Annotated in this window: 22 protein-coding genes; 9 read left to right on the plus strand and 13 right to left on the minus strand. The window is 70.4% G+C overall.

Annotated features, from left to right (window positions below; translation table 11 throughout):
* Positions 1 to 146: 146 nt before the first annotated feature.
* Positions 147 to 1727: a PucR family transcriptional regulator gene (locus tag RIV12_RS09190; protein WP_309323323.1), complete on the minus strand. Its 1581-nt coding sequence runs from the start codon at positions 1725 to 1727 to the stop codon at positions 147 to 149.
* A 192-nt stretch (positions 1728 to 1919) separates the two neighbouring features.
* On the opposite strand from RIV12_RS09190, the gene gabT reads away from it, so the two are divergent.
* From gabT to RIV12_RS09205, 3 genes are all read left to right on the plus strand, one after another.
* Positions 1920 to 3242 (plus strand): 4-aminobutyrate--2-oxoglutarate transaminase, encoded by a 1323-nt coding sequence (gene gabT, locus RIV12_RS09195; RefSeq protein ID WP_309323325.1) that lies wholly within the window; start codon positions 1920 to 1922, stop codon positions 3240 to 3242.
* Positions 3243 to 3322: 80 nt separating this feature from the next.
* The gene (locus RIV12_RS09200; RefSeq protein ID WP_309323327.1) at positions 3323 to 4573 is read left to right on the plus strand and encodes a Glu/Leu/Phe/Val family dehydrogenase; all 1251 of its coding nucleotides are present in this window, start codon (positions 3323 to 3325) and stop codon (positions 4571 to 4573) included.
* 39 nt (positions 4574 to 4612) lie between these two features.
* A complete protein-coding gene (locus tag RIV12_RS09205; RefSeq protein ID WP_309323329.1) occupies positions 4613 to 6145 on the plus strand; it encodes an NAD-dependent succinate-semialdehyde dehydrogenase in 1533 nt (510 codons plus the stop codon).
* A gap of 113 nt (positions 6146 to 6258) precedes the next feature.
* On the opposite strand, the gene fepB is transcribed toward RIV12_RS09205, so the two are convergent.
* The 4 genes from fepB to RIV12_RS09225 are packed head-to-tail and all read right to left on the minus strand — an operon-like array spanning position 6259 to position 10479.
* On the minus strand, positions 6259 to 7365 hold the full coding sequence (gene fepB / locus RIV12_RS09210; protein WP_309323330.1) for a Fe2+-enterobactin ABC transporter substrate-binding protein: 1107 nt from the start codon (positions 7363 to 7365) through the stop codon (positions 6259 to 6261).
* Complete coding sequence (locus RIV12_RS09215; protein ID WP_309323332.1) at positions 7362 to 8354, minus strand: ABC transporter ATP-binding protein; 993 nt, start codon at positions 8352 to 8354, stop codon at positions 7362 to 7364. Before RIV12_RS09215 ends, fepB begins: the two co-directional genes overlap by 4 nt.
* The gene (locus RIV12_RS09220; RefSeq protein ID WP_075418145.1) at positions 8351 to 9469 is read right to left on the minus strand and encodes a FecCD family ABC transporter permease; all 1119 of its coding nucleotides are present in this window, start codon (positions 9467 to 9469) and stop codon (positions 8351 to 8353) included. The genes RIV12_RS09215 and RIV12_RS09220 overlap by 4 nt, the downstream gene beginning before the upstream one ends.
* Positions 9466 to 10479 (minus strand): FecCD family ABC transporter permease, encoded by a 1014-nt coding sequence (locus RIV12_RS09225; RefSeq protein ID WP_309323359.1) that lies wholly within the window; start codon positions 10477 to 10479, stop codon positions 9466 to 9468. Before RIV12_RS09225 ends, RIV12_RS09220 begins: the two co-directional genes overlap by 4 nt.
* 235 nt (positions 10480 to 10714) lie before the next feature.
* Between RIV12_RS09225 and RIV12_RS09230 the strand changes: the two genes are divergently transcribed.
* From RIV12_RS09230 to RIV12_RS09250, 5 genes are all read left to right on the plus strand, one after another.
* Positions 10715 to 11239: a PadR family transcriptional regulator gene (locus tag RIV12_RS09230; protein ID WP_075418173.1), complete on the plus strand. Its 525-nt coding sequence runs from the start codon at positions 10715 to 10717 to the stop codon at positions 11237 to 11239.
* Positions 11236 to 12042, plus strand: coding sequence for an ABC transporter ATP-binding protein (locus tag RIV12_RS09235; protein WP_008733072.1), 807 nt, complete (start codon positions 11236 to 11238; stop codon positions 12040 to 12042). Before RIV12_RS09230 ends, RIV12_RS09235 begins: the two co-directional genes overlap by 4 nt.
* Positions 12039 to 14252, plus strand: coding sequence for an FtsX-like permease family protein (locus RIV12_RS09240; protein ID WP_309323335.1), 2214 nt, complete (start codon positions 12039 to 12041; stop codon positions 14250 to 14252). The genes RIV12_RS09235 and RIV12_RS09240 overlap by 4 nt, the downstream gene beginning before the upstream one ends.
* Before the next feature lie 210 nt (positions 14253 to 14462).
* Positions 14463 to 15200, plus strand: a complete 738-nt coding sequence (locus tag RIV12_RS09245; RefSeq protein ID WP_309323337.1) for a pentapeptide repeat-containing protein — start codon at positions 14463 to 14465, stop codon at positions 15198 to 15200.
* Entirely contained in the window at positions 15197 to 15754 is a 558-nt protein-coding gene (locus RIV12_RS09250; RefSeq protein ID WP_309323339.1) for a DivIVA domain-containing protein, read from the plus strand. Before RIV12_RS09245 ends, RIV12_RS09250 begins: the two co-directional genes overlap by 4 nt.
* Positions 15755 to 15853: 99 nt before the next feature.
* Here RIV12_RS09250 and RIV12_RS09255 read toward each other — a convergent pair whose 3' ends face one another.
* The 4 genes from RIV12_RS09255 to panC all read right to left on the minus strand — a co-directional run bounded on the left by RIV12_RS09255 (position 15854) and on the right by panC (position 20632).
* Positions 15854 to 17542 carry a lysine--tRNA ligase gene (locus RIV12_RS09255; protein WP_309323341.1) on the minus strand — a complete coding sequence of 563 codons (1689 nt, stop codon included), beginning with the start codon at positions 17540 to 17542 and terminating at the stop codon, positions 15854 to 15856.
* A 103-nt stretch (positions 17543 to 17645) separates the two neighbouring features.
* Positions 17646 to 18845: a hypothetical protein gene (locus RIV12_RS09260; protein WP_075418139.1), complete on the minus strand. Its 1200-nt coding sequence runs from the start codon at positions 18843 to 18845 to the stop codon at positions 17646 to 17648.
* 78 nt (positions 18846 to 18923) lie between these two features.
* Complete coding sequence (panD, locus tag RIV12_RS09265) at positions 18924 to 19379, minus strand: aspartate 1-decarboxylase (protein WP_309323343.1); 456 nt, start codon at positions 19377 to 19379, stop codon at positions 18924 to 18926.
* Between the two features lie 245 nt (positions 19380 to 19624).
* Entirely contained in the window at positions 19625 to 20632 is a 1008-nt protein-coding gene (panC, locus tag RIV12_RS09270) for a pantoate--beta-alanine ligase (protein ID WP_309323345.1), read from the minus strand.
* A gap of 63 nt (positions 20633 to 20695) precedes the next feature.
* Between panC and RIV12_RS09275 the strand changes: the two genes are divergently transcribed.
* Positions 20696 to 21679 (plus strand): Rossmann-like and DUF2520 domain-containing protein, encoded by a 984-nt coding sequence (locus RIV12_RS09275; protein ID WP_309323347.1) that lies wholly within the window; start codon positions 20696 to 20698, stop codon positions 21677 to 21679.
* On the opposite strand, the gene RIV12_RS09280 is transcribed toward RIV12_RS09275, so the two are convergent.
* From RIV12_RS09280 to folK, 4 genes are all read right to left on the minus strand, one after another.
* A complete protein-coding gene (locus RIV12_RS09280; RefSeq protein WP_309323349.1) occupies positions 21618 to 23441 on the minus strand; it encodes a PH domain-containing protein in 1824 nt (607 codons plus the stop codon). The two genes, RIV12_RS09275 and RIV12_RS09280, sit on opposite strands and share 62 nt — an antisense overlap.
* A complete protein-coding gene (locus tag RIV12_RS09285; protein WP_309323351.1) occupies positions 23438 to 24013 on the minus strand; it encodes a PH domain-containing protein in 576 nt (191 codons plus the stop codon). The genes RIV12_RS09280 and RIV12_RS09285 overlap by 4 nt, the downstream gene beginning before the upstream one ends.
* A complete protein-coding gene (locus tag RIV12_RS09290; protein WP_075418136.1) occupies positions 24010 to 24510 on the minus strand; it encodes a DUF3180 family protein in 501 nt (166 codons plus the stop codon). The genes RIV12_RS09285 and RIV12_RS09290 overlap by 4 nt, the downstream gene beginning before the upstream one ends.
* A partial coding sequence (folK, locus tag RIV12_RS09295; RefSeq protein ID WP_309323353.1) for a 2-amino-4-hydroxy-6-hydroxymethyldihydropteridine diphosphokinase occupies positions 24510 to 26573 on the minus strand: 2064 nt, incomplete at its 5' end. The genes RIV12_RS09290 and folK, both read right to left, overlap by 1 nt.

A 26573-nucleotide genomic window follows, 5' to 3' on the forward strand; every position in this document is an offset into this window, starting at 1 on the left:
GTCCTGTGACAACAACGCGGGCTAAGGTCCTAGGTGACGGCGTAATAGTAAACACACACCACCAGGTATGTCGAACATCACGTTCCACACTTCAAGGAATCGCATCAAAACGCGGAAAAGTCACCCTTGTGCGAGATGACAAACCGTCACTCCGCCCAAAAATGTAACGCAAACCACAAATTCGCCCGCTGCTCGGCATCCTCGATGTCGACGCCGAGTGCCCTCCTCAGGCGCACAAGACGTGCGGGGACGGAGTTTCGATGCACCCCCAGACGCTCGGCGATGCGCTGCACCGCCCCGGCCTCGCTGAGGTAGATCCTCAACAGCTCGAGCAGCTCGGGCTGATCGGCGACGCCCCCGAGGCGAGCGCGGGCGAAGGCTTGGGCCCGCTCCTCGTCCAGGAGGTCCGTGACCGACGGCAGTCCCGAGGTCTCCCAGCGCACCGCCTGTCCGAGCTGCCGAGTTCCGGTGCAGACGGACAGCGCCTGCTGTGCGCCCCGCGGCAGATCAGTGACGCCGACAGGACCGCTGACGCCGATCCGCATCCGCTCCGTCCAGGGCGTGACACTGCCGTCCTCAAGAAGGGAGGGAACGCGCTCGACCTCGCCGAGGATCATCAGGCGGGTCCCGCCCCGGTCCGTGCGCCACAGAAGCCGCTCCCCCACCGGAGCCCCCCGACTCTCGACGAGCAGGCGGGCCAGCACTGTGGAGAGCCCGGCAACGTCAGCACTGCCACCCTCGAGGCAGACAACCCGCCACTGATGACCACCACCGGTAGCGGGCACCGATCGCCGCTCCGGAGACGGCAGGCGTGTGAGGACGAGCTCCTGAACCTGGTCCGCCAGCGCCAGCCCCTGCGCGATGTCACCCGCCAGGAGATGCCGGGTGGAGGCCCCCACGAGCTGGAGGAGCCATCCGGTGAAGGCCTTGGAGGACTCGGCGATGAGATTCAGAAACGACCAGGCGAGATCGACCCCCAGGGTCTGAGCGCGCGTGAGCGTCTCGCGCTGAACGGTCGCCAGGTAGCGCTCGGGCTCGCCGGTGATGCCGACCGGGCGGACGACCAGCCGCATGTCGCCGAGGCCGACCGCCCCGGCTCCTCGCATCCCTCCCGGACGGATCCTGTCGATGCACTCGGCGACCTCGTCGTCGATTCCCGTCGCCTCCGGCCCGAAGGGACCGACCACGGTGCGTCCCGTGGCATCCCGCAGGGACACCTCGCCCCGGAGGATTGAGGCCAGAGCGCGCATGATCGCGCTCTGGTTGTCCTTGGCGGCTGCACGCGTCAGCTGTTGCAGGACCAGGGTCTCCTCGTTTCCCGCCCCCTCGGCACCGATCTCAGGCTCGGTGGCCTGAAGCATGGCCCCGACCTCGCGGCTGATGGAGGCGAAGGAGACCTCGAGGGGGACCTCGATGAGATTGAGACGCCCGATCCGGCAGGCCTCGCGCAGGTCCTCGGGCACGGTGTCGAAGGCGATGCCGGTCCCCAGTCCGAGAGCCGCGACTCCCGCCTCGACCAGTGATGCCACGTACTCCCGCCACGTGGCCGCCTCCGCATCGGCCATGACGAGACCCGTGGTGAGAACGAGCTCGCCGCCCTCGAGGTAGGAGGCCGGTTGGAGGAGCTCAGTCGCGACGACCCAGGTGACCGCGGCGTGCGGTGCGGGCAGAAGCACCGCGCGAACTCCCAGGTCCGCTCCATCGATGAGATCCGACACCAACACCATGCCTGGATTCAAACACTGTTCTATGCATCACGCACAGGATTCGCGAGATTTTGTGCATTGGGCTTAGGTGCTCAGACCTAGAGGCGGGCATAACCTGAGACGGAACTCATAGCCGAGCACGTTTCTACGACAACCCGGAGCGCCCTGTTCCGCTGCAGATCTCCGCCCGTCACGACACACTGTGAGGTCCATATGGCAACGCTGCCCCAGACCATTCATCTCGCCACTCCTCTGCCCGGTCCCGAGGCCCGCGCCCTCGACGAACGCGCAGGTACCGCACTCCCACGCGCCCTGACCGCCGCCATGCCGACATTCGCACGGCGTACGGACCGAGGCGTCCTGGAGGACGTGGACGGCAACCGTCTCATCGACTTCGGATCCGGCATCGCGGTGACAACCGTGGGCGGTGCGGCGGCGCCCGTCGTCGCTGCAATCCAGGAGCAGGCCGAGAACCTGACGCACACCTCCTTCGCCGTCACGAGGTACGCCGGATACGTCGAGGTCGCCGAACGCCTGAACGCCCTGACCCCGGGCAGCTTCCCGAAGAAGACCGCGCTGTTCAACTCCGGGGCGGAGGCCGTCGAGAACGCCATCAAGCTCGCACGCAGGCACACCGGCCGCCAGGCAGTGGTCTGCTTCGACCACGCCTTCCACGGACGCACCTCCCTGACCATGGGACTGACGGCCAAGGTCGCCCCCTACAAGGGCGGCTTCGGCCCCTTCTCCCCTGAGCTCTACCGGGTCTCCGGCTCCTACCCGTACCGCGACGGACTGGACGGCGAGGCCGCCGCCGAGCGCACGATCAGCCAGATCGAGAAGCAGGTGGGGGCATCCTCCGTCGCCGCCGTCATCATCGAGCCCATTCAGGGCGAAGGCGGGTTCATCGTGCCGGCGCCCGGCTTCCTCACCGCGCTCCAGCGCTGGTGCCATGACAACGGCGCGGTCTTCATCGCCGATGAGATCCAGTCGGGAATCGCTCGCACCGGGGCGTGGTTCGCCTGCGACCACGAGGGAGTCGTTCCCGACCTGGTGACGACCGCCAAGGGCCTGGCCGGAGGCACCCCCTTGTCGGCGGTCACCGGTTCGGCCGAGATCATGGACTCCGCCGAACCGGGCGCCCTTGGCGGCACCTACTGCGGTAACCCCCTGGCCTGTGCCGCCGCCCTGGCGACCCTGGACATGATCGAGGAGCACGATCTCCTGGGACGGGCCCGCACGATCGGCGAGACCGGCATCCGCCTGATGGAGCAGTGGAAGGCGAAGGACCCCCGCATCGGCGAGGTCCGGGGCAAGGGCGCCATGATGGCTCTCGAGCTCGTCGACCCCGACTCGCAGAAGCCCGATGCCGCACTGACCGCCGCCGTCGCGCAGGCCGCGCGCTCACGCGGTCTGATCCTGCTCACCTGCGGCACCTACGGCAATGTCATCCGCCTCCTGCCACCGGTGACCATGCCGGACGAGCTGTTCGCCGAAGGCATGGAGATCCTCGAGCAGGCGCTCCGAGACCAGCCCTGATCCCCTCTTCCACCCACGTCTTAAGGCCGCACCGGCCCCGGATCACGCTGATCCACCCGACCGACCCAGGAGGTAGCTCCATGCCCTCGACCCCTCACCCCCTCACCGATGCACGGGCGCAGCTCGCCGAAGCGATCCAGTTCCTCGGCTTCGACGACGGAATGCGCCGCATGCTTGAGACCGCCCGTAAAGAGGTGACGGTCGCCATCCCACTGCGACGCGACGACGGCACGATGGAGCTGCATATCGGCCACCGCGTCCAGCACAACATCTCTCGCGGCCCCGCGAAGGGAGGGATCCGTTACTCCCCCAACGTGGACCTCGACGAGGTCCGAGCGCTGGCCATGTGGATGACATGGAAGTGCTCTCTTCTCGATCTGCCCTACGGCGGCGCGAAGGGAGGGGTCCAGGTGGACCCCCGGGCCCACTCGGAACGAGAGCTCGAGCGACTGACCCGCCGCTACACCTCGGAGCTGATCCCCCTGATCGGCCCCGACAAGGACATCCCGGCTCCCGATATGGGGACCGACGAGCAGACCATGGCCTGGATGATGGACACCTACTCGGTGGCCACCGGGCACACGGTTCTGGGAACCGTCACGGGCAAGCCGGTCAACCTCGGCGGGTCACAGGGGCGGGCCGCCGCCACCTCCCGCGGCGTCGTCTACTCCGTCCTCAACGCGATGGAGAGCATCGGCCTGACCCCCTCGCAGGCCACCGCGATCGTTCAGGGCTTCGGCAAAGTCGGTCGCGGCGCTGCCCGCTTCCTCCACGAGGCGGGCGTGAAGGTTCTGGCCGTGGCGGACGTCTACAGCACGATTCGCAACGACAAGGGCATCGACATCCCCGCACTCGAGGCCTTCGTGGATGAGACCGGCACCGTCGACGGGTTCCCCGGCGCGGACCCGATCCCTGCGAGCGAGCTGTTCGCCGTCGCCTGCGACGTCGTTGTTCCTGCAGCGGTCGAAGGGGTCATCACCGAGCAGACCGCGCCATTGATCGACGCCAAGCTGGTCGTTGAGGGCGCCAACGGCCCGACGACACCCACGGCCGACGCGATCCTGGCCGACAAGGGGATCCTGGTCGTACCGGATATCCTCGCCAACGCCGGTGGCGTCATCGTGTCCTACTTCGAGTGGGTACAGGCCAACCAGTCCTACTGGTGGACCGAGAAGGAGGTCAATGAGCGCCTGCGCACCAGGATGGACAAGGCCTGGAACGAGGTCACAGACTTCTCCAGGGAGCACGGACTCTCGCTGCGCACCGCCGCGACGACAATGGCCGTCAAGCGCGTCGCCGAGGCCCACGTCTCCCGCGGTCTCTACCCGTGATGCGTGGCAGGCGACAGTCGATACTCAGGGAGCACAACCATGGCTGACACACGACCCGGCGCGGCAACTGACACAGCGGCGTACACCACCCTCGGAGCCCACCCGGCTCTGGCCGACTACCTGCACAGGATCCGCCCCGAGGAGGGGATGCTCCTGGGCGGGCGGATGACGGCAGCCTCCGACGGCGGAACCTTCGACGTCGTCGACCCCGCCAGCAACGCCGTATTCGCACGCTGCACAGATGCGACTCCGGTGGATGCCGCACGCGCCGTCGACGCGGCCTCCGAGGCGCTGCCTGCCTGGAGCACCACCCCGCCCCGGCAGCGCGCAGAGCTGCTGCGGACCCTGTTCGACCTCATGGTGGGACAGACCGAGGAGCTCGCGGTGCTCATCAGCGCCGAGAACGGCAAGTCCCTGGACGACGCCAGGGCGGAGGTCCTCTACGCGGCGGAGTTCTTCCGATGGTTCTCCGAGGAAGCCGTGCGCACCGAGGGCGGTTTCGGCTCCTCCCCGGCAGGCGGGACCCGGACGATCGTCACGCACCGCCCGATCGGGGTGGTCGCCATGATCACCCCCTGGAACTTCCCGGCGGCGATGGGGACCCGCAAGATCGCCCCGGCCCTGGCCGCCGGGTGCACGGTGGTGCTCCGTCCCGCGTCCCTCACGCCCCTGACAGCGGTGGCACTGGGACATCTGATCCAGCAGGCCGGCGTGCCCGCGGGCGTGGTGAACATCGTGCCCTCGAGCCGTTCCGTGGAGGTCTCGACGACGTGGCTCGAGGACTCCCGGGTCCGAGCCGTCTCCTTCACCGGTTCCACCCAGGTCGGTCGTGTGCTCATGAAGCAGGCGGCGGAGAAGGTCCTGGTGTCGTCCATGGAGCTCGGGGGCAACGCACCCTTCGTGGTGGCGGCCGACGCCGATATCGACGCCGCGGTGACGGGTGCCGTTCAGGCCAAGCTCCGAGGCGGGGGCGAAGCCTGCACGGCCGCCAACCGCTTCTACGTCCACCGCGACGTCGCCCAGGAGTTCACCGAGAAGTTCTCCGCCGTCGTCCGCGACCTGAGGGTGGGGCCGGCCCTGGCGGACGAGGCGAACCAGATCGGCCCCCTGGTGACACCGGCTGCCCGCGACAAGATCAACGCCCTGGTGGACGGGGCGGTGGCCGGGGGCGCCGTCGTCTATGCCGAGTCCTCCTGGCCCCGGGAGTCTCCGGGAGCGTTCGTACCGGTGCGGGTCCTGACGAATGTCGCCCCCGACGCGGAGATCGTGCGCACCGAGATCTTCGGCCCCGTCGCCCCGATCGTCACCTGGGACGACGAGGACGAGCTGCTGACGTGGATCAACGATACGGACTACGGGCTGTCGGGCTACGTCTTCTCCCGCGACCTCGGGTGGGCACTGCGCCTGGCCGAGCGCATGGAGGTCGGGATGGTCGGCGTCAACCGTGGGCTCGTATCCGATCCCGCTGCCCCCTTCGGGGGCGTCAAGCAGTCCGGTATCGGGCGTGAGGGCGCGCGCGAGGGGATCCGTGAGTTCCAGGAGACTCAGTACTACTCGGTCGCCTGGGGCTGAGGGGCCCGTCCCCGAGCAGTGCTCGACCGCGAGGGTCGATGTCGTCGATATACGTGGTGCCCCGGGCCGAGAGCCCGGGGCACCAGTGCGCTGACACTCAGGTCGTCAGCGGTTCAGGAGGCCTTGGGGTAGGCCTTCTGGACGGCCTCGAGCATCTCGAGGGCCGAGTAGTAGTCCAGCCGGAAGGACGAGGGCGGCATGTACTGCACCTTGCCGCCGGTCACCGGGGCCGCCGAGCTGAAGGTCTCGTTGGTGGTGACGGCGTTCTTCGCGGTCTCGTCGGCGGCGATGACGACCCAGTTCTCACCGGTGAGTCCCGCCTGGACGTTCTCCGGCGAGAGCTGGACGATGTCCTTGCGATCGCCCATGGACTGATCGCCCTTGACGCTGTCGGGGACAGTGGCGATGGTGAAGCCCAGGTCCTTGAGGAGCTGGACCTGCGGGGCCTCCTCGGTGAAGGCGTTGGCGCCCTTGGTGCCGTCCCCGGGGACTGTGAAGACCGACGTCGCCCCCTTCGGGACGGCGATGGCGCCCTTGGCCTTCTCCGCCTTGGAGGTGTAGTCCTTGATGACGGCGTCGGCCTTGGCCTGGCGGCCGGTGGCCTGGCCCAGGGTCTTGGTGACGTCCTGCCAGGAGTGCGATCCGTAGTCGATGACGAGGACGGGGACCTCGAGCTGGCGCAGGCTCTCGACGACCTTGACGGCCGAGTCCTGCCCCGTCTTGGCGACGATGATGAGGTCGGGGTTGTCGCCGGCGACCGTCTGGGCGAGGTTGTCCTCGGTGCCGTCAATGGCCTTGACGCCCTTGTCGGTGGCCTGCTTGGACCACTGGGTGAAGAAGCCGTTGTCGTCGGTCTTCTCGTCCTTCTTCTTGGCCGGCGTCGAGGCGACCACCGGGGCATCGAGGGCCAGGAGCGATCCGGTCAGGGTCACGGAGGTGGACACGATGCTCTTGGGCTCGGCCTTGATCTCGACGTCGACGCCGTCGTCCCCCTTGATGGTGACCGGCCAGGTGGCCTTGGTGGAGGCCCCGGCCGAGGCGGCACCGGAGGCTCCTCCGGCCGAGGCTGCGCCGGAAGCCCCTGCGGAGCCGGCGGCGGTGGAGGTGGAGGTCGAGCTGTTGGAGGAGCCGCAGGCCACCAGGCCGGTGCTCAGCACCATGGCTGCCACGGCGAGGAGGCCCTGCCTCAGGCGGCTGGCACGCCGCGAGGATACGTTCATCTGTCTGTGTTCCTTTCTTGTCCGTCCTGCTGGGAGCGAGCAGTCGGGCTGGTTCCTGCCGAGACGGGCTCGGCAGAAGGCTGTGGTGCCGGACCTCCGGCGGAGTCGCCGGGAGCGGCGGGGGCCGTAGCAGGATCAGGGTCGGCCGGCGTGACCGCGCCCAGGTGACGGGGAACGACCATGGGGGTGCCGGCCACCGGGTCGGGGGCGATGACGACCGCCAGACCGAAGACCTCCTTGATGAGGTCCTCGGTGAGGATCCTGCGCGGGGAGCCGGTGGTGCGGACCCGGCCGTCGTGCATGACGATCATGTGCTCGGCGCAGCGCGCCGCCTGGTTGAGATCGTGCAGGACGGCCACCACCGTGCGACCGTCGGCGTTGAGGCGGCGGCACAGCTGGAGGATGTCGACCTGGTGGGCCAGGTCGAGGAAGGTGGTGGGCTCGTCCAGGAGGATCGTCTCGGTGCCCTGGGCCAGGGCCAGGGCGATCCACACGCGCTGGCGCTGACCACCGCTGAGCTCGTCGACGGGGCGGGCGGCCAGATCGGTGACTCCCACCATCTCCATGGCCTCCTCGACGGCCTGCCTGTCCTGCCGCGACCACTGACGGAACAGGCCCTGATGGGGGAAGCGACCACGGGCCACGAGGTCGCGCACCAGCATGCCGCCGGGCACGGTGGCGCTCTGGGGCAGCAGGCCGACCCTGCGGGCGACCTCCTTGGTGCCCAGGCGGGCGATGTCAGCGCCATCGAGGAGAACAACCCCCTTGGTGGGCCGGTGCAACCGGGCCAGGGCGCGCAGCAGCGTGGACTTCCCACAGGCGTTGGGCCCCACGATGGCGGTGAAGACGCCGGCCGGGACGTCGACGTCGAGGTCCCGGGAGACCACGTGGCTCTCGTAAGCGATGGTCGCACCCCGGGCGGCCAGCCGAGCCTCGGAGGCAGCTGGTCCGGCGCCGGCGTTCAGATCGGTGGAGGGCAAGTCGGTCACAGGGATCTCCTTCCGCGCGCAGCCACTGTCAGCGCCACCATGAGGTAGAGACCGCCGACGGCGTTGGTCACCACGCTCACGGGCATCGACTCGAGCACCAGCTGGCTGAGCAGGTCGGCACCCACCAGCAGGAGGCTCCCGGTCAGGCCGCTCACGAGCAGCGGGGACTGAGGGGAGCCGGTGAGGAACCGGGCCAGGTGGGGCGCCACGAGGGCCACGAAGCCAATGGGTCCGGCCGCCATCGTCACCACCGCCACCAGCACGGTGCCCAGCAGGATGAGGAGGGCACTGGCGCGGCGGGTGGGGCTGCCCAGGACGGTGGCCACCTGCTCCCCCAGGCACAGGACCTGCAGGTGCCGGGAGGCCAACAGGGTGAGGACCACGGTGACCCCGATGGCCAAGCAGGTCGGGGCCACCACCGGCCACCGTGCGGCCCCGAGGGTTCCGGTGATGGCCTTGAGGGCGCCCAGGCCCTCGTCGTCGTCGACCCGCACCAGCAGCCAGCGGTTGACGGAGACGAGCATGGAGCTGATGGCGATCCCCACGAGGATGAAGCGCAGGCCGGTGAATCCGCCGCGCAGGGAGACGAGGTAGGTCACCGCCCCCACGGCGGCCCCGCCGATGAAGGAGGCCAGGGAGGCGGAAAGCATGGATCCGGGTAGAAGGAGGACACTGACCAGGATCCCGGTCTGCGCGCCCGTGCTGAAACCGATGAGGTCGGGTGAGCCCAGGGGGTTGCGGGTGATGGTCTGGAAGACGGCCCCGGCCACGCCCAGGGCCAAACCCGCCACGAGCCCCAGCACGATCCGGGGCAGCTTCCACTTGACGATGACGACCTGAACGATCCTGCGCCCCTGCCCCTGGAGCGCGTCGATGGCCTCCTGGGTGGAGACGGGGAACTTCCCCAGGCGCAGGGCGGCCACGGCCACTGCGAGGCTGAGCACCAGCAGCATGAGGCCGACGATGACGTGGCGCGGGGTGATGAGCACCGACCAGCGTCCGACGACGATCCACAGGCGTCCGGCGTCGGCCCCCACGTGGAGACCACGGCGCGTGCCGGTGGCGGCGCGGCGACGCGCCGGAGAGGCGGCAGGGCTCAGTCTGATTCCCCTCATGAGTTCCGGTCCTTCATTCGCAGGACCATGAGCAGCAAGACGGGCGAGCCGACGAAGGCCGTCAGCAGACCGACCTGCATCTCGCCGGGGCGGGCCAGGACGCGGCCCAGGACGTCGGCTGCCAGGACGACGACGGGACCGCCCAGTGCACACAGGGTCACGATCCAGCCCCGGTGGGGCCCCATGAGCCAGGAGGCCGTCAACGGGGCCATGAGTCCGACGAACCCGATGGGGCCGGCCACCGTGGTGGCCGTGGCGCACAGGAGCGTGATGACCACCAGGCTCAGGCCCCGCACGAGGCCGACCCGGGTGCCCAGCGCGGCGGCGACGTCGTCGCCCAGGGCGATGTTGTCCAGCGACCCGGCCAGGAGGAGGGCCGCGCCGGTTCCCAGGACCACGAGGACCGTCATGGGCAGCAGGGGGATGTCGGTGCGGGTCAGGGAGCCGACCTCCCAGTCGATGAAGGTGCGGAACAGGTTCGGCATCGTCAGCACGACGCCGCGGATGACCGCCCCGGCGAAGGCCGAGAAGGCGACACCGATGAGCACTAGGCGCACCGGCGAGGAGGTCGAGGCGCCGATCATGCCGATGACCTGGACGAGCGCGGTCGCCACCAGGGCTCCTCCCGCCGCCAGGGCCAGTTGGTCGGTGATCGGGAGCACGCCCAGCGCGGCGGTACCCAGGACGATGCCCAGCGAGGCGCCGGCGTTGACGCCGAGCAGCCCGGGCTCGGCCAGGGGGTTGCGGGTGACGGCCTGCATGACCGCACCGGCCACCGCCAGGGCGGTCCCGACAAGCACGCCGATGATGGTGCGCTGCACACGCAGGACGTTGATGTTGTAGCTGACGTTGGAGGCGTCGGGGTGGAGCAGGTAGTGGGCGACCTGGTCGGCGGGGATCCTGGAGGAGCCGATGAACAGGGAGGCCAGGATGCACAGGGCCAGCAGGATGGCTGCGGTCAGAAGGATGGCCGAACGGCGTACGACCACGCGAGCACTCACCTCCGTCACCCTCTGAGAACGGGGGCGAAGACGGTCTCCGAGGACCTCGATCGGCATCCACTCTCCCCACGCCAGATATGCAAAGGTAAACCTAACCTAAGACGCCGGCTGGGGTCTGTCAAACCTGGACTGGCCTGTCGGTTTAATCATCGCGTCGACTCCACCCAGCAGCATGGGCAAGTTCGAGAACATCGTCCCCACGGAGTATGTCGTCGGTGTATACACTCGGCGTATAGTTGTGGACATGGAATCCCGACTCACTCTTCTTGGACTGCTCAGCGCCGGGCCGGGTCACGGCTACGACCTCAAGCGCTCCTGGGACCACTGGTTCGCCGCCTCCAAGCCGCTGGCCTATGGTCAGGTCTACGCCACGCTCGCCCGACTGGTGCGCGACGGGCTCATCACGCAGGTCGAGACCGAGCCCGGCGCCGGGCCGGAGCGCAAGCGCTACGAGGTCACCGATGCCGGGCGCCAGAGCGTCGAGCAGTGGCTGCTGACTCCGGTGGCCCCCGCCGGTGACGTCCAGGCCAATATCTTCGCCAAGACCGTCATCGCTCTCATGCTCGACGACGACGCCGGGCGCCTCCTCGACCTCCAGCGCGCCGAGCACATGGCGCGTATGCGCGAGCTGACCCGCCTCAAGCAGGACGGCGACCTGCGCACGGTGCTGCTGGCCGACCATGCCCTGTTCCACATCGAGGCCGACCTGCGCTGGATGGAGACCACTGCGGCCCGCCTGAGCGAGCTGCGTGAGGAGGTGCACTCATGAACGCCACCACCTCCACGGCCGCCGATGTCCTCCCCACGCCAGATCGGGGGGAGGCGGACCCGCCGGACAAGGTCATCATGCGCGCCCGCGGCCTGGAGATGAGCTTCGGGCAGACCCACGCGCTGCGCGGCGTCGACCTGGATGTCCTGGCCGGTGAGGTCCTGGCCGTCACCGGCCCGTCGGGCTCGGGAAAGTCAACGCTCCTGCACGTCATGGCTGGGGTCCTCGTGCCCGACGCCGGACGCGTCGACTATCACGGAGGCGATACGCCGCAGGACATCGCGGCCCTCGACGAGTCGGCCCGCAGCCGCCTGCGCCTGAAGGAGTTCGGCTTCATCTTCCAATTCGGCCAGCTCCTGCCGGACCTCTCCGCCCTGGACAACGTCACCATCCCTCTGCTTCTGGCGGGCGCCTCGCGCCGGAAGGCTCTGGCCCAGGCCCGCGAGACCCTCGGTGAGCTGGGGCTGAGCGAGCACCTGGACAAGCGCCCCACCCAGCTCTCGGGCGGGCAGGCGCAGCGGGCCGCCGTCGCGCGGGCACTGGTGACCAACCCGCACCTCCTCTTCGCCGACGAGCCCACCGGCTCCCTGGACTCCCTGGCCGCCGAGCGGACCATGGAGGTGCTCCTGAACTCGGTGCGCTCCCGAGGTGCCGGCCTGGTCATCATCACCCATGATGCGCGCATCGCCGCCTACGCCGACCGGGAGGTCACCGTGCGCGACGGTCGCATCGGTCCCGGGGCCACACACGCCGTGGTCGGACCAAAGGAGCCCGGGCACGCCGCTACCGGGGGCCGGTCATGAGCCGTATCGCCCTGACCCGGCTGCTCGTCGCCAACGACCGCTCCGCCCGACGCCGCCTGGCCGGGATCGTCGCCGGCGTCATGGTGGGAGTGGCCCTGTTCCTCATGCTGCTGGCCGCCGCCCAGGCCTTCCCTGAGCGCAGCATGCGCTCCAGCTGGGGGTCCACCGCGCTCATGCCCGGCCTTTCCCAGCAGTCGAACCACACGGACCTCCAGCCCGATCATGTCCTCACAGACAACGAGCTGGCAGTCGCCAGCAACGTCGACATCGTCGGCGACAGGCCGATCACGCTTCTACGGGTGGCCCTGCCGGAGTCAGGCACCACCTCAGTGAGGATCCCGGGGGCCGATGTCGTCCCGAAGCGGGGCGAGTACCTGGCCTCGCCGGCCCTGGCCAAGCGCATCTCCTCCCTCCCCGCCGACCAGCTCGGCGACCGCTATGGCAAGCAGGTGGGTGTCCTGGCCCCCGAGGCCGTCGAGGGCCCGGACTCGCTGGTGGCCGTCGTCGGGACGGACCTGGGGACCGTGGCCGCCTCCGAGTTCTACATCCCGCCCCAGGTGGTCACCTCCTTCCAGGGCATCCCCTACGAGAATGAGGCGTATCGGATCGCCACGCTCATCGGTGCCATCGCGGTGCTCGTGCCCGCGCTGCTGCTCGTCGGGATCGTCACGGACCTGGGGGCGGCGCAGAGGGCCGAGCGCTTCGCCACACTGCGCCTCATCGGGGCCACACCGCAGCAGGTGGCCCGCACCGCGGCCCTGGAGATCGGGGCCACCACCTTCGTCGGCGCCCTGGCGGGCGTGGGCCTCTACCTGGTCATGATCCCCGTGGCCGCGCAGATCACGCTGAGGTCCAGTCGCTTCTACTACTCCGACCTGCTGCGCTCACCGGTCAACGCGGTCCTCGCCGTCGTCGTGACCACCGCGGGGGCGGCGGCCGTGGCCTGGTGGCGCACGCGACGGGCCGACCTCGGCCCTCTGGGCGGGTCCCGAGAACGCACCGAGCGCCGCCCGCGCCTCATCTCGTTGGTGCCCGTGATCCTGGGGACTGCGGGTCTGGTCAGCACTCCGGCGGTGGCCCGTCAGGACTCCGATCTGACCATCTACCTGCTGCCCGCCTCCTTCCTGTGCGCGATGCTGGGGCTGCTGTGGGCCGGGCCGGTCCTGACCTGGTGGGTGGCGCAAGGAGGTCGGGCACTGGCCCGCTCGGCGGCGCAGGTCATCGGCTTCAACCGGATCACTCAGCACCCTCGGGCAGTCTTCCGAGCGGTGGCGGGCGTCGTCATCGCCGTCTACGCCATGACGGTGTTCGCCGTCGCCATCACGGCCGCTGCGGGAACCCGTGACGTCACGCAGGGCGGTGGGCACCTGAGCCCCACGACACTCGAGGTGATGCCGACGGTCAGAGACGAGGGCGTACTGGACAGCGCCGTCGACCGGCTCTCCGGCGTACCCGGGGTGACGACGGTCGCCGCGGGGAGGATCCGTGGAGACAGCACGCAGGACAGTCAGGTCATCCTCGAGGCCGACAAGGCCGAGGCACTCGGGGCGCCGCACGTGGCGGCCCCCGATGGCGCGGTGAGCATCAGCACCCGGTGGTTGTATGAGAATGCCGCCGCCTCGCCGTCACCGGTCAGTGCCGGGGAGCTGAAAACCGCCCATGAGCAAGGCGCTCCCGTCCTCCTGGTGGGCACCGACCCGGCCAGCCCCGGAGCAGTCGAGCGGGCCCGCACCGCTCTGGCCACCTCCGGCCTGGCCCCGGGTACCTCCCCGACCTCACCCAGCTCGATTCGGGCCCTCGAGGGCAGTGCCATGGAGAACCAATTCGCCCAGCTCGGTTACATCGGCATCCTCATCGCCGCGGGCATCTCCGCGGTCTCGCTCGGGGTGTCGACGGTGGCGGCGCTGCTGGGGCGCCGGCGGGTCCTCGGCCTGCTGCGACTGGTCGGCATGCCGGCGGCAACGCTGCGCTCCATGGTCTCCTACGAGACGGCGCTGCCGACGGCCACCGCCCTGGCCATGAGCATCGGGCTGGGTTGGCTGACCGCGTGGTCGCTGATCGGTGGGGTATCAGGGCGCCGTATCAGCTGGCCCAGCAGCGGCTACTGGTTGGTGCTGGGGGCGTGCCTGGCGCTGGTGGTGGCGGCGACCCTGGCCAGCGCCCGCTACGGCAGGCGGATGCTGGCCGGCACCACCGTCCGATTCGAGTAGCGGCGGTTCATGGTGTCCATGTCGGTGACAAAGGCCGCGATCACCCTCAGTTGCGGAAAAGAAAACCGCATGATTCCGAGGTTCCTTTCGGCGGAGTAATGGCCTCGGAGCTCCTTTGTCACAGATTTGGACACGAGTCCCTCCGTCACGTCCGGGCACCGGGGAGAACAACCCCCGGTGCCCGGAGCCGATCTGCGATAGAACATGTCCATGACCGCAGAACGGACCGACACGGCCGCAGGCTCCTCCATCGCAGCCTCCCCGAAGCCGCCGGTCCTCGCGGCACCGGGCCTCGGTCGCCTGCGTGACGGCGCGGCCGATGAACTGGCCGCCGGTGGGATGGTCGAGGATCTGCAGCTGGCCGAGGCGGACCTGAGCGGTTCGGACCTGTCCGCGATCAGCCTGCTGAGCTGCCGGTTCTCGGAGGTCTTCGCCAACGACACCGACCTGGCCGCCGCACGGCTGGTCGACTGTCGCCTGGAGCGCCTGAGTGCCACGTACCTTCACAGCCCGCGCTCCACATGGCGAACGGTGGAGTTGGTCGACTCCCGTATCGGGGCCTGGGAGCTCTACGACGCCGATGTCGAGTCCGTCCTCGTTGAGGACTGCCGTCTGGGCTTCGCCAACCTCGCCGGGACCGCTGTGCGCGACCTCCTCATCCGGGGCACCCGGATCGACGAGCTGGACCTGAGCGACATCGAAGCAGAGCGGGTCCGCTTCGAGGACTGCCAGGTGGGCACACTGCGCCTGCGCGGTGGGAGCCTGAGCGATGTCGACCTGCGGGGGCTGGAGATGAGGGTGGTCAGCGGCGTCGACTCCTTGGGTGGGGCGACCGTCAGCGGCGAGCAGCTCACCGAGCTCGCGCCGCTCTTGGCTCAGCACCTGGGGCTGCGGGTCGACGACCAGGACGGCGAGCAGAATCCAATAACAGGGGGTAGGCGAGCATGACGCTACTGACATCCGATGACGTCCTCAACGTGAAGTTCGATAGCACGAGACTCCGTGAGGGATACGTTCAGGACGAGGTCGACGAGTTCCTCGACGAGGTGACCACCACGCTGCGGGGACTCGAGGAGCGCCTTGGAATGGCACCGGGAGCGACTACCGGTTCTCACCAGGAGGCGGAGATACTTCTGACCTCCCAGGACGTCAGGAACATACGGTTCAAGACATCCAAGTTCCGAGAAGGGTACGAGCAGCCGGATGTCGACGCCTTCTTGGATACGGTCGTGGCCACCATGGAGACCATGGAGGCGCGGCTGAACGGCAGTGTCTACGGGGCGGACACGAGTTACGGATCAGCGCCCGGGGCGTACGGGAATGCCGGCTACACCACCGGGGCAGGGACCGTCCCGGGAGGCGGCGGAGCGATGAGCGACCCCCAGTACGCCGAGGCGATCACCCAGCGGGACCAGTACATCGCCCAGCTCCAGCAGGAGAACGCCTACCTGCGCGCCGAGCTCGAGGCCGCCCAGCGCCGCCTGGGGACTACCGGGTACTAGGCCTGCTGAGGCCCGTCGGGCTGCCATGACAGAACACCGGCCGATCATCACCTGCTCGGAGGCGGCGATGATCGGCCGGCGCGGGAGGCCGAGTATGGGTCAGCTCCGCTTGACCAGCGGGAAGGTGATGGTCTCGCGGATGCCCTGACCGGTGAGCACCATGAGGAGGCGGTCGATGCCCATGCCCATGCCGCCCGACGGCGGGAAGCCCTGCTCCATGGCCACGAGGAAGTCCTCGTCCAGCACCATGGCCTCGGGGTCGCCCTTGGCGGCCGCGAGCGCCTGGGCCTCGAAGCGCTCGCGCTGGACCACGGGGTCGGCGAGCTCGGAGTAGGCGGTGGCGGTCTCGAAGCCGCGCACGTAGAGGTCCCACTTCTCGGTCAGGCCCGGCTTGCTGCGGTGGTAGCGGGTCAGCGGCGAGGTGTCCTCGGGGAAGTCGTAGACGAAGGTGGGCGCCCACAGCTTGTTGCCGACGAGCTCCTCGAAGATGTCCTCGACGACCTTGCCGGCCACGGCGTAGTCGTCGATCTCGAGGCCGATCCTCTCGGCGTGGGCGACCAGCTGCTCGCGCGGGGTCTCCACGGTGATCTCCTCGCCGAGGGCCTCGGAGACGGAGGTGTAGAGGTCGATCTTGTCCCACTCGCCCGACAGGTCGTACTCGGTGCCGTCGGCCAGCGTGACGACCTCCCCGCCCTCGGGCAGGTCGAAGGCGTCGCGGGCCGCCTGCTGGACGAGGTTACGGGTCAGCTCGGCCATGCCGTCGTAGTCGGAGTAGGCCTCGTAGGCCTCCAGGGCCGTGAACTCCGGGGAGTGGGAGGAGTCGGCGCCCTCGTTGCGGAAGTTGCGGTTGATCTCGAAGACGCGGTCGACGCCGCCGACCACGGCGCGCTTGAGGTAGATCTCCGTGGCGATACGCAGGTAGAGATCCATGTCGAAGGCGTTCATGTGGGTAATGAACGGGCGCGCGGCCGCCCCGCCGTGAATGACCTGCAGCATGGGCGTCTCCAGCTCCAGGTAGTCGCGGCGGAAGAAGTTCTCGCGGATGGAGCGCACGACGGCGGCGCGGGTGCGCACCATGTCGCGGGCGGCGGGCCGGGTGAGCAGGTCGAGCTCACGACGGCGCACGCGCTGCTCCTCCGAGAGCGTCACCGCCTCGCCGGCCTCGTTGGTCCAGGTCTTGGGCAGGGGGCGCAGCGCCTTGGAGGCGATCCGCCAGGCGGGGACCTCGACGTCGTCGTCCCCGGCGGAGGCGGCCTCGGCGCCCTCGCGCAGGACCGGCTCGGCCATGACGGACAGCTCGCCGCGGCGCGAGGAGATGACGCGGCCGTGGACGAAGAGGTGGTCGCCCAGGTCGACGTCGGCCTTGAAGGCCGCGAGCGCGGTGTGCCCCTCAGCGGGCAGGGCCTTGGCCGAGAGCATGGCCTGCAGGGTGGTGCCGGCCCCGTCCTGGAGGGTGACGAAGCATAGGCGGCCAGTGTTGCGCAGGAAGACGACCCGGCCGGCCACGCCGACGACGTCGTCGGTCTCCTGCCCGGCCTCGAGGTGGGCGTAGCCCTCGCGCACGGCAGCGATGGTGGTGGTGACGGGCACTGAGACCGGGTAGGGGTCCCAGCCCTCGCCGCGCAGGCGCTCGCGCTTGCCTGCGCGGACCTCGAACTGCTCGCCCGGGCCCGGGTCGGCCTTGGGCTGCTTGGGCTGGGCCGATGAATCGTCTGCAGACTTCGGCGACTGGGTGCCGGCGGCGTCGGTGGCGGTCGGGTCAGGGCTGGGGGTGCTCTCGTCTGTCACATGAAGGAGTCTAACGGCGCCGGCCCTCCCCGACCGCCCCCTGGGGACCGACGACGCCCGATCCACCTCCGATCCTGGTCACACCGGGCGGCGGTTCCACCGGTCAGGTCCAGGTGGGCACGACAGCGGCCCCGGTCACGGTTTCCTCTCCCTTCCGGCTGCGGTGCACGGACACGCAGTACTCGGCCGGGAACCAGGTGGGGCCCAGGGCCTCACCCTTGACCGGAACCCGGCTCAGGCGCAGGGCGGTGCCGCGGGCCGTGGGGCGCTGCTCCCACTGGGGTGGTGTGCGAATGAGGAAGGCAGAGAGCAGCCTGGTGTAGTCGGGCCCGAGGTAGCACCACGGGACCGGGATGGAGGGAAGCCCACTCAGGATGACGCCGTCGGCGGCCAGGGACTGGGGCTGCTCGGCTCTGAGGTAGCCGGGCATGACGTCGCCGTCGTAGGAGTGATTCCATCCATCGAGGACCTGCGCCCAGGCCAGGTCGGCGCCGAGCTCGTCGCAGGCCTCGAGCAGCAGCTCGTGGAGGAGGTCCAGGTCGCCGGGGCTGAGGGGTGCCAGCTCGGCCACCCACTCAACCATGTACATGCCGTGAGGATCCTCCTCGAGGCCAAAGAACGTCGCCGTACTGATCGGCGCGGGCCCGGTCAGGAAGACCCCGACGTCATCGACATACCTGCGATCATCGGCGGCCTCGATCGTGGTCTCGCTCAGTGGCAGCATGCGTGCCTGGCCGGTGTACTCGGTGGGGCTCCAGTGCGGGGCCACTCGCCAGATGGCGCGCATCCAGGCCTTGACCGGATCGGGGCAGACGGACTCGCGCACGTAGGCCCGCATCTCGACCACCTGAACGTCCTCGTCAAGCCGCTCCCAGTCCTTCTCGTAGACGTCGGGATTGAAGTGGGGCGCGGACAGGGCTTCCTGCGGCTGTACCACGTGCTCGAAGAACAGGGCCACGACGCCGTCGTTCCAGCGGGCGAGGGTCTGCGCCGACGCCAGGGCCCTCTTGCTGGCCGAGTCGCCTCGGAACCAGCTCTTGGGCCAGGTGAGCCGGTAGCAGTAGGGCAGATCGGGGTAGCCGGAGACCTCCTTGACGTAGTCGACGAAGTCGAGCTGCACGTCCAGAGAGGTCTCCTCCAGCTCGAGGACCAGCAGGTGACCATCGCGGATGCGCAGGTGGGTTCCGTCCCCGTCGTTGCCCTCGACGGTGAGGTCCGGCAGCGCCGCGCGCACACCCTCGATCGTCAGCTCTCGAGTGGTGTAGAGCTCGTAGATGTCCTCGTCCTTGAACTGCCCCAGCATGCTTCCCGACCTTATCGGAGCACGGCGGTGTCGGGGGCGGTTCGGGACGGCCTGGTAGGGCGGCGGCCCGCAGAGCGGTCAGGCGCGGGCCTCGGCCAGGGGGATGCCGGAGGGACGCAGTCCCTGGAGGCGGGCGACGTCGGAGTCGGCCGGGATCTGGCCGGGGTCGGTGCCCCGCTCCACGATCCGGTTGGCCGCGTCGACGAAGACGACGTGGGGCAGGTAGGTGCGGGCCTCGGCGTCGGACATCTGGGAGTAGGCGATGAGGATGACGACGTCGCCGGGGCCGACCAGGTGGGCGGCGGCGCCGTTGACGCAGATCTCTCCGGCTCCGCGCTCGCCGGGGATGACGTAGGTGGACAGGCGGTTGCCGTTGGTGCAGTTGCAGATGTCGACGCGCTCGCCGGGCAGCAGGTCGGCGGCCTCGAGCAGGTCGATGTCCACCGTGATGGAGCCGACGTAGTCGAGGTCGGCCTGCGTCACGGTGGCGCGGTGAATCTTGGACGTCATCATCGTCCGGGTGCGGGAGCTCATCGCCGCACAGCGTAGACGGCGGCGGGCCCGGCGCACTGTACGGTGCGGCACAGGGTGAGCGACCTGACAGGCGCAATCGGGCCTGAGCGGGGCCAGGCCCCGGGCCGCCGGTTCCCGAGGACGACCATAGGGCTCCGGGACTGTTCCTCAAGGGTGCGTCCTCGGGGACTCATATGCGTCCTCACGCCGGGCCGGCCCGGTTCGCGGCGCCCGGCCCGGCGTGAGCCCCCGGCCGAGCGAGGCGGTCAGGGGCGCAGGTCGATGAGGGTGTTGTCGATGAGGCGGGTGGTGCCCACGCGGGCGGCGACGGCGAGTAGGCCCACGGAGGGCAGCCCCTCCCTCGCCGACTCTCTGCGCGGCAGGCCGAGACCGGCGCCGGCCAGGTCCTCGAAGCTGTCCGGGGCGACGAGGGCCACGTAGTCTACCTCGACGCCGTCGGCCGCCTCCAGGGACGCCAGGGCGGCCCGGCGGATGGCAGCGGGATCCGGGCGGGTGCCGGAACCGGCCCCCTGCGCGGCGGCGTCCCGGCCGGCGTGGAGCGCGCGGGACAGGGCCAGGGCCTGGCGGCGCTGCTCAGGGCTGAGGTAGGCGTTGCGTGAGCTCATGGCCAGGCCGTCGCTCTCGCGGCGGATGTCGACCGGCACGATCTCCAGCGGGACGGCGAGGTCGCGCACCATGGACTCGATGATCGCCAGCTGTTGGGCGTCCTTGCGGCCGAACAGCGCCCAGCGCGGCATGGTCAGGTGCATGAGGGTGAGCACCACCTGGCAGACGCCGGCGAAGTGGGTGGGGCGGGTACGGCCCTCCAGGACGGTGGCGATGGGACCGGGATCGATGCGCACCGCCGGCTGCCCGGCCGGGTAGATGACCTCCGGGGTGGGGGCGAAGACGATGAGCCGTCCCACGCCCAGGGAGCCGTCGGCGCCGGTGAGGGTCCGGACGAGGCCGGCCAGGTCGCCCTCGAGGTCACGCGGGTAGGAGTCGAGGTCCTCGGTGGGGGCGAACTGCAGGGGGTTGACGAAGATGGTGACCACCACTGTGCCGGTCGGCCCGACGCGCCGGGCGGCCTCACGCACGAGATCGAAGTGGCCCTCGTGGAGGGCGCCCATGGTCATGACGACCGCCCGCGGGTCGGGGGACTCGGCCAGGGCGGAGGCGAGGTCGGCTCGGCTGCGGGCGAGGACGGTTGCGGCGCCGGTTGATCGGGGGGCGGGAACGGGCGTCGGTGCGGATTCGGTGCTCACGTGCCCCACGCTAGTCGCCCTGCTGGGCGGTGCCGAATCCGCCGGGAGCCGCGGGCATGAGAGCATCGGGGCATGAGCGACATCGATGGCACGGGTCCCGGCGTAGGCGGCGAGCACGTGGGCCGTGCCCCGATCGCACCGGCCACTCCGAGCAGGCCGGGCCGGTTGGGCATTGGCATCATCTCCGCCGGGCGCGTCGGGGCGGTCCTGGGCTGCGCGTTGCGCGCGGTGGAGCACCAGGTGGTCGGCGTCCACGCGGTCTCGGAGGACTCGCGTGAGCGCGCCGAGATGCTGCTGCCGGGTGTCCCGGTTCTGGAGGTCGAGGAGATCGTCGAGCGCGCCGAGCTGGTCCTGCTGGCCGTGCCCGACGACGCCCTGGAGCCGCTCGTCCAGGGGCTGGCGGACCTGGAGCGCTGGCAGCCGGGCCAGCTGGTGGCCCACACCTCGGGTCGCTACGGCGCCGCCGTGCTCGCACCGGCTCAGCGCTGCGGGGCGATTCCGCTGGCGATCCACCCGGCGATGACCTTCTCCGGGTTCTCCACGGATGTGTCCCGGCTCGTCGGCTGCCCGATGGCCGTGACCGCGCCCGCCGCGGTGCTTCCGATCGCGCAGGCGCTGGTGGTCGAGCTCGGCGGGGAGCCCTTCGTCCTGGAGGAGTCGGCGCGCCCGACCTACCACGCTGCTCTCGCCCATGGCGCCAACCACCTGCTGACTGTGGTGACGCAGGCCGTCCGGGTGCTGGCGGCCGCCGGGGTCGAGGACGGTGCGGCCACGCTCGGCCCCCTGCTCACGGCGGCCCTGGACCGGGCCCTGCACGAGGGCGAGGCGGGACTGACCGGCCCGGTCTCCCGGGGCGACGCCGGAACAGTGGCCTCCCACCTGGAGGCGCTCTCCTCGTTGCGCGACGGCGAGGGGCGGGGTCTCGACGACGTCGTCGCCTCCTACCGGCAGCTGGCCGCCGCCACCACCGAGCGCTGCGAGGCCATCGGGCGTCTCACCATCGAGCAGGCTCTGCGCCTGCGCGAGGTCCTGGGCCCGGAGCGGCTCGAGGACTGACCTGCGAGGGATCAGCGGCCTGAGTGGCGGCGACGGCGCGCGCGAGCCACCGGTCGAGCTGCTCTGCGCGGGAGCGGCGCAGCGCCCGCTCGCTGATCCTCGCCGCAAGCTCCTTGGCGTCGGCGGCGTCGAGATTCGTGATCGAGGTGGGGACCTCTTGGGCGACCATGTCGAGCCGGAGGGAGGCCAGGCTCCGCCGGCGCGCCAGCGGCCCCTGGCGCACGCGCAGGGACTGGATGCGCTCGTAGGGGAAGACGGCGACTCGCCGTCGCCAGCGTCCGTGTCGGATGATGACACAGGTGTCGGTGAGGACAATGGCCGCGCGCCGCCAGGTCAGGGGACGGAAGAGCCGCCCCCTGCGGCTGAGGCGAACGAAGCCGCGCTCAGTCGAGCCCGCAGGGGCCTGCGGGTCGCCGACGCCGTCGTCGTCGCGGCCGGTGAGGACCTGGGTGAGCAGAGTGTCCGGGTCGGGTACCCCCAGGTCGGGGACCACGAGCCACAGTGCGCGCAGGGCGGTGTCCCGGCTCCCCACGGGCAGGAGCAGGTTGCCGATCTCCCGAGTCTGGCCGTCATGGGGGTTCTCGTCGCGGCCGGCCACGTTGACATTCACCTTCCACCAGTCCTTGCGGCGCCACAGGATCGGCCCGACGAGCCCGACACCGTGGACCCGCCCGGGCGGGAGCGTCCGGGAGGTCTCCGAGGTGAGGCCATAGCTCATGCGGATACCGCTGGGGGTGGCGGCGGCGTGGAAGTTCCAGGCACTGTTGAAGTGGCTCCACACGATGGTCGCCATCGCGATGACGATCGTGATGTAGGACGAGATGAGCGTCAACGCTTCGCCGCCGGTCACGGAGTCCGTGATGAGGATGAGGATCCCTACCGCAAGCGTGCCGATGATCGTCAGCCCGAGCACATAGACCGAGGAGCTGCGCAGCAGGGACCCGAGGAGGGTGGCGCCGTCGACGCTGTAGAGCGGGTATTCCTGGAAGTGGGAGGCCCGCAGATGCGGGGAGCGCGGCATGGAGCCAGTGGCGCTCTCCGAGCCCGTGGCCCTCTCCGGCGTGAGGCCCTCGGGTCGGGCGGTGGAAGCGAGACCGTCGATGCCGCCGGTGTCGTAGCCCGCTCCGTTGTCTTGGACGGCACCGTCCTCCGAGGCGGGTCCGGGCATGTCGATCTGTCCGGCGGCCAGGTCGAGGATGCGGTCACGCAGGGCCTGGAGCTCACGGGTGGTGAGGAAGCCGATGACGACCCGCGAGTTCCGGCCGCCGGCGACCTCGACGGTCAGCTTCCCCAGGCCGAAGAGGCGTCCGAGCAGGGGGTGGACGACGTCGACGGACTGGATGCGAGGCAGACGGGCTGTGCGCAGCTTGCGGCTGAGGATGCCCGAGCGCAGGTAGACGCCGTCGGCGTCCACGGCGTAGGCGCGCCGCCACCAGCTGAGCAGTCCGAGGCCCGCCCACACGACGATGAGTGCGACCAGACCGAGCAGGTAGTAGCCGATCTGACCGCCCGGGGAGAAGCCGTGCTCGCTGATGAACTGATAGGCGCGCACCAGCTCGTCGAGGTTCTGGGCCGTGACGAAGGCGAGGACACCGGTGACGATCTTCCAGCCCTCCAGCAGCGGCGTGATGAGGCTGACGCGGTGCCAGGTGACGTTGTCGGGAAGGGTCAGGTCCCGGGAGGCGGTGGGCTCACTCTCCGCCGAGTCCCCCGCCCTCGCCTTCCGGGCGGCCTCCAGCCTGCTCTCCCAGCTGGAGCTCACAGCCCGGCCATCCTCTCCTCACCGCGCTGGGACAGGACCTGGCGCAGGTTCTCGGCCTCGGCCACCGGCAGCCCGTTGATCGTGGCGTCGGTGCTGGCCGAGGCGGTGTGGAGCCTGACCTCGGCGATGCCCAGCCGGCGGGCGAGCGGCCCCTGGGAGGTGTCCACGAACTGCATGCGCCCGTACGGGGTGACGGTGATGGAGCGGAACATGACGCCGTGGCGCCACAGGAGGTGGTTATCCGCCAGGGCGTAGCCCATGGCCCGCACCTGGCGCGGAATGAGCCAGAGCTGCCAGATGAACAGGAGCGGGGCGAGCGCCGCCGGGATGAAGAATCCGGAGGAGAAGAGCACCCCGGGGATGACGAAGCCGATGATGAGGACGGCGCAGAGGAGACCGACTCCCAGGATGCGGGCGGTGATGAGGCGGTGCGAGACCGGGTGGAAGACGACGCCGTCGGGGGCGAAGGGGTCGGCGCCGGCAGGTGGCCGCACGGCCGGCTCGTAGCCATGGCCGGAGGCCGGGACGGCGGAGGTGGCGGGGGCAGCGGGGACGGCGTCGGGACTGGTCATGCGGGAGCTCCTGGTCCTTCGGGGGCCCGCCCGGAGGTGCCCGATGCACCGTCGTCGTCGCCGTCACCGGAGATGGAGCACCACTGCTCGACGACGAAACCGATGATGCACCACACGAGGCAGGCGATGAGGCACCCGGTCGAGGTCCAGGCCAGGTGAGTCATGGCCGGCGAGCGCGGTGTCACCAGCGCCAGGATGATCCCACCGCCGTAGACGCCGCCCAGGACCGCCCCCACGATGGCTGAGGCCTGGGCGGCGGCGGCCGTGGTGGCTGCGCCGGTAGGGGTGATCCAGGTGTGCTCGCGCGCCCGCAGACGCCTGACCGCCAGACCGGCCACCAGGACGATCCCGGCGATGACCAGCGCGGTCACCGCCCCCCAGGGGGAGAGGACGGGGACCCAGCCGACGTGACGCAGAAGGAGGTCACCGATCACCCAGGAGGCCACTGCCGCGGCGATGAACCAGGTGACGGCACTGGTCCAGCGGGTGCGCCGCATCAGACGTCCTGACGGGGACCTGTCCCCTGGGCGCCACCGCCGATGACGTCGTTCCACTGGAGCGGGGACCTCCAGGCGTCCCCGGCGGCGTCATTCTGCTGGTCGTTGGGGAACTCGCCCGGGCCGTCCGTGTGGCCGGGGGCGTAGGCGCCCTGCGGCCCGGCCGCCTCAGGGGCCGAGGCGGCCTGGTAGGGCGAGTCGACCTGCGGGGCCTGCCCGGTCCAGGCGTTCGCCTCGTTGGAGGAGTCGAACGGCAGCTGATCGAAGGGCGCCGGCTCAGCCTGCGGCTGGTCACTGAGGGGCTGCGCGGGGGCGGCGGGCTCTGCGGCGGCCGATGAGACGTCGGAGACGCTGCCGGCGTAGTCGGCGGACAGGGAGGCGTCGGCCACGGAGGACTCGTCACGGGTGGCGTCGTAGACCAGACCGGGCTCGGCGCCGGCGGCCTGCTCCACCGGGGGCTCCACGTAGGGGCCGGTGGGCTTGTCCGGCAGGGCGTCGGAGTCGAGCCAGTCGAAGGCCAGCCAGCGCAGGCCACCGCGGTCGGGGGCGTTCTCGGCGAGCTCGGACACGGAGCGCCCGGACAGCTCGGCGAAGGGGTCGGCCTGGCTCCACGGCACGAGGACGAAGGCGCGCTCAGCGGCGCGCGGGTGCGGCAGGGACAGGGCCGGGTCGGCGGAGGTGACGCCCTCGACATCAACCAGGTCGACGTCCAGAGTGCGCACGCCCCACGGCTCGGTGCGCACGCGCCCGGCCGCGGTCTCCAGGGACTGGCAGACCTCGAGCAGCTCTCGCGGGGAGAGGGTCGTCATGGCTGTGACCACCGTGTTGAGGTAGTCGGGCTGGGGCTCGGCGCCCTCGGCGACGACGGCGACCGTGCGGGCCAGCGGTGCCACCTGCGTGACCTCGATGCCCTCGGCGGCCTTGAGACTCTGGACGGCCGTGCGCAAGGAGTCCACGACGCCGCCGACGTTGGCGCCCAGGCCGAAGACGACGCTGACGGGGCGGGCGGGCCGCTCGGCGAGCGGGTCAACCGGAGCGGCGGGAGCAGCCGGAGCCTCAGGCGCGGCGGGGGCCGCCGCCGGTGCGGTGCCGGGGGCCGCGGCGCCCGGGAAGTCGGACTGCATCGACGGCGCGGCGTACAAGCCGTCAGCGGACTGGGAGAAGTCCTCAGAGACGGAGGGCTGGGAGTAGGAGGGCTCGGAGTAGGCCGGCGCCGCGCTCTCCTGGCTCACGGCCCCGGGGTACTCACCAGGGACGGCGAAGGCACTGGGCTCCGGCTCACCCAGAGGCTGGGAGGCCGGGACGGAGGAGGCGTCAATGAATCCGTCGGTGTCGGTGGTCCCGGAGCTGGAGGCGTCACCGCCCAGCGCGGGGAAGGAGAAGCCGGCCGCGTCGGCGCCCGCCGTCTCGGAGGCGGCGTCCCCGTCATAGCCGGTCTGGTTGTAGGCGGCTCCGCTGTAGGAACCGGACTCGTCGAAGGCGACGGATCCGCTCAGCAGGCTCGCGGAGCTCTCGACGGCGGAGGCGGCCTGCTCCTCATCATCCTCGGAGGAGGCCACGTGGCGGCCTTCGTGGGGCAGCCGGACAGCGAGGTCGCCGGCGGCAGAGGCCGGCTCGGACGAGGCTCCTGCGGAGGCGTCGGCAGCCACCTCCTGGGCATAGCTGGGGGCGGCGGGCTCCGGCTCGTTGGCAGAGGGCACCGCGCCCAGCGCGTCGGCCGCCAGGCTCACGAATCCGTCGGCGCCGGCGGTCCTGCCGGCGGAGGCCGCGGTGGGGGCGCTGGTCGAGGGGGTCTCCAGCGCACTCGATGCGGCGTAGGAACCGGCTGCCGCGCTGGAGGCATCCGAGGTCTCCGAGGCCTCGGGAGCCTCAGGAGCCCAGGAGGAGGCCGATGAGACGGAGGAGTCGGCGCCGTCGGCGGCCCAGTCCGGCGCCCAGGACTGGGTCGACTCGGCGCCCCCACCGGGGAGGCTGGACTCGATCGGCATCGGCGTGGGGATCGAGGGCGCGGCGGCCGCGAAGGGCGAGCGGGCAGGCGCCTCCAGCGGCGAGGCCGGCGAGGG

This window comes from Actinomyces stomatis (assembly GCF_031292835.1).
In the GTDB taxonomy this organism is placed as follows: domain Bacteria; phylum Actinomycetota; class Actinomycetes; order Actinomycetales; family Actinomycetaceae; genus Actinomyces; species Actinomyces stomatis.

Coding starts and splice junctions, on each gene's coding strand:
- RIV12_RS09190 (WP_309323323.1), bottom strand. CDS start 1,727: ATGGTGTTGGTGTCGGATCTCATCGATGGAGCGGACCTGGGAGTTCGC.
- gabT (WP_309323325.1), top strand. CDS start 1,920: ATGGCAACGCTGCCCCAGACCATTCATCTCGCCACTCCTCTGCCCGGT.
- RIV12_RS09200 (WP_309323327.1), top strand. CDS start 3,323: ATGCCCTCGACCCCTCACCCCCTCACCGATGCACGGGCGCAGCTCGCC.
- RIV12_RS09205 (WP_309323329.1), top strand. CDS start 4,613: ATGGCTGACACACGACCCGGCGCGGCAACTGACACAGCGGCGTACACC.
- fepB (WP_309323330.1), bottom strand. CDS start 7,365: ATGAACGTATCCTCGCGGCGTGCCAGCCGCCTGAGGCAGGGCCTCCTC.
- RIV12_RS09220 (WP_075418145.1), bottom strand. CDS start 9,469: ATGAGGGGAATCAGACTGAGCCCTGCCGCCTCTCCGGCGCGTCGCCGC.
- RIV12_RS09230 (WP_075418173.1), top strand. CDS start 10,715: ATGGAATCCCGACTCACTCTTCTTGGACTGCTCAGCGCCGGGCCGGGT.
- RIV12_RS09235 (WP_008733072.1), top strand. CDS start 11,236: ATGAACGCCACCACCTCCACGGCCGCCGATGTCCTCCCCACGCCAGAT.
- RIV12_RS09240 (WP_309323335.1), top strand. CDS start 12,039: ATGAGCCGTATCGCCCTGACCCGGCTGCTCGTCGCCAACGACCGCTCC.
- RIV12_RS09245 (WP_309323337.1), top strand. CDS start 14,463: ATGACCGCAGAACGGACCGACACGGCCGCAGGCTCCTCCATCGCAGCC.
- RIV12_RS09250 (WP_309323339.1), top strand. CDS start 15,197: ATGACGCTACTGACATCCGATGACGTCCTCAACGTGAAGTTCGATAGC.
- RIV12_RS09260 (WP_075418139.1), bottom strand. CDS start 18,845: ATGCTGGGGCAGTTCAAGGACGAGGACATCTACGAGCTCTACACCACT.
- panD (WP_309323343.1), bottom strand. CDS start 19,379: ATGAGCTCCCGCACCCGGACGATGATGACGTCCAAGATTCACCGCGCC.
- RIV12_RS09275 (WP_309323347.1), top strand. CDS start 20,696: ATGAGCGACATCGATGGCACGGGTCCCGGCGTAGGCGGCGAGCACGTG.
- RIV12_RS09285 (WP_309323351.1), bottom strand. CDS start 24,013: ATGACCAGTCCCGACGCCGTCCCCGCTGCCCCCGCCACCTCCGCCGTC.
- RIV12_RS09290 (WP_075418136.1), bottom strand. CDS start 24,510: ATGCGGCGCACCCGCTGGACCAGTGCCGTCACCTGGTTCATCGCCGCG.